The 2,186-nt window shown below is 28.0% G+C and carries 3 protein-coding genes; all 3 read left to right on the forward strand.

All coding sequences use genetic code 11. The features are described 5' to 3' along the window. Nucleotides 1–567: hypothetical protein (locus F3G98_RS10630; protein ID WP_188117004.1), on the forward strand; the 567-nt coding region annotated here is incomplete at its 5' end. Continuing rightward, nucleotides 560–1,714, forward strand: coding sequence for a DegT/DnrJ/EryC1/StrS family aminotransferase (locus tag F3G98_RS10145; protein ID WP_103608076.1), 1,155 nt, complete (start codon nucleotides 560–562; stop codon nucleotides 1,712–1,714). The genes F3G98_RS10630 and F3G98_RS10145, both read left to right, overlap by 8 nt. A gap of 14 nt (nucleotides 1,715–1,728) precedes the next feature. Further along, nucleotides 1,729–2,186 (forward strand): formyl transferase (locus F3G98_RS10150; protein ID WP_223231352.1); only part of this gene is annotated, 458 nt, incomplete at its 3' end.

Consider the following 2,186-nt stretch of genomic DNA (forward strand, 5'->3'; position numbering starts at 1 on the left):
GAGAAGATATTTGAAAAAGCTGGAATTTATATGTTTTCAAATATAAAATATTTTGCAATACTTAACTTTAAAAAAGGTGGTGTTTTAAAGGTTTTTGATAAAAATAATAGTGTATGCATTGAGGATGGTGGATTGTTTGGTGCTTTAAAAAATGGTAAGAAAATTTCATCTCAAAAATTTGATGATAAAATCAATTTTACCAATAGTGAAATAGTTGCTTCTTTTTATTGTACGAATGAGTCTCTGCCAACTCCCCTAAGTTTTGTTGTTTTAAGGATATTTTCTATGTCTATTTTTAAGTCCGTTTTTCTTGGTGATTTATTTAAAAAATTTATTGTTAGATTGTTAATGACTGGTAAAAATAAAATAGATGGATGCGTGAAACGAAAATTTGTTTTTTTAAAAGATAAAATCATTGTAAAAGAAAAGATTCAAAGACCTAAGAATTGTATAGAGATCGGACATGTTGGAAAATCAAAGGTTATTCATATGGCTTCAAGTGGTTATCTTTTACCAAAAGATGCAATTATTAAAGACAACAGTATAGTTGAGTTTAAAAATGTTTAAACTTATACCTAGATTGAAACCAAATTATACATTTTGTGATTGGATTGCTGCTTTAAATATCTTTCAAAAAACCCCAATAGAAACCTACGAAAAAGAGTTTGCAAAGAAATTTGAAAATAAATACGGAGTAATGTTTCAGCACGGAAGAACTGGATTGTATGCACTTTTAAATATATGGCAACTTAAAAATTATGAAATTATATGTCCTGCATATACGTGTGTAGTTGTTCCAAATGCTATTGTGCTAAGTGGTAATATACCAGTTTTTGTGGATAGCGATAAAGATAGTTTTAATATGGATATTTCTTTATTAAAAAAAGCCATTAATAAAAAAACTAGAGCAATAATAGTGACACATTTATTTGGTTATCCTATGGATGTTGAAGCAATTCAAAATATTGTCAAAGAAGCAGAGCTTTTGTATGGCAATAAAATATATGTGATACAAGATGTTGCACATAGCTACGGTGCAAAATGGAATGGATTGCTGGTTACCAAATTCGGAGATGCATCCATATTCGGTTCAAATATAAGTAAAATTATAAATTCTATATTTGGAGGCATGGTACTCACAAATTCTCAAGACACATTTGATAAGTTGGTAACGTGGAAAGTAGAAAATTTGAGAAGTGGTGGTTTATTGAAGTCTTTTAAGAGATTTATATATTTTATAGCCGTAAATATTGCTTTCAATAGTTATGTGTATTTTTTTGTTAATTGTCTTGAAAGAAGAAAAATGCTTGATAGATTTGTTAAATACTTTGAAGAAGACAAAATATATTTTCCGAATGATTGGAATATTAGACCATCTAGATTGGAGGCAAGGATAGGGCTTAGTCAGTTGAGGAAATATGATTTTATAGTGAATAATAGAATTAAAAATGCTAGGAAGTGGATAAAAAATGTTGGTGGATTGAAGTGCGAATTTAAAAATGATATAGAGGGTGCTACATATAGTCATTGTGTTGCACTGGTTGATGATAGGGCATACTGGTTGGAAAAGTATAGAAAAATGGGTATCCAATTAGGTATTCTTATAGAATACTCTATACCATACTTAAAAGCTTACGCACCGTTTAAGCAAGGAGAGTATCCTGTTAGTTTAGAATATAGTAAAAAAAGCATAAATTTCCCAAATTGGGTATAAAGAAGGATTTTATTTTGAAAGAAAATATAATTATATTGTCTGGTAATGGAAGCGCTGCTATAGCGGCTAATAATATCTATATGCAGAGACTTTCTGAAAAGTATAATGTGTTAATCTTAGAAGAACATTTTACTTTGTTAAAAATTTTAATTTTTCTTAAAAAAATGTTATTTAGAAAAGGTGTTTTGCATACTTTGGATTTTATTTTATTAAGAATTTTAAAAAAAATATTTGTATGTGAAAAAAAGATAAAGAAGAATTATATGCCACATATAATTACCAAGGATATCAACAGCAGTTGTATTAGAAAAATACTCAAAGAGTGTAATTATAAATTTGTTATTTCTAATGCCTGTTCTAGTATCAGTAGTGAAACTATATGTACATCTAAGACAAAAATTATAAATTTACACAATGGAATAAATCCTAGATATAGAGGAATAGGCAATTTCTGGGCAATATATGAAAATAA

The sequence above is a fragment of the Campylobacter concisus genome (genome assembly GCF_902460895.1).
Classification (GTDB): domain Bacteria; phylum Campylobacterota; class Campylobacteria; order Campylobacterales; family Campylobacteraceae; genus Campylobacter_A; species Campylobacter_A concisus_BC.

Bases quoted from the DNA above. Each gene is read 5' to 3' on its own strand.
- F3G98_RS10145 (WP_103608076.1), top strand. From the start codon at position 560: ATGTTTAAACTTATACCTAGATTGAAACCAAATTATACATTTTGTGAT.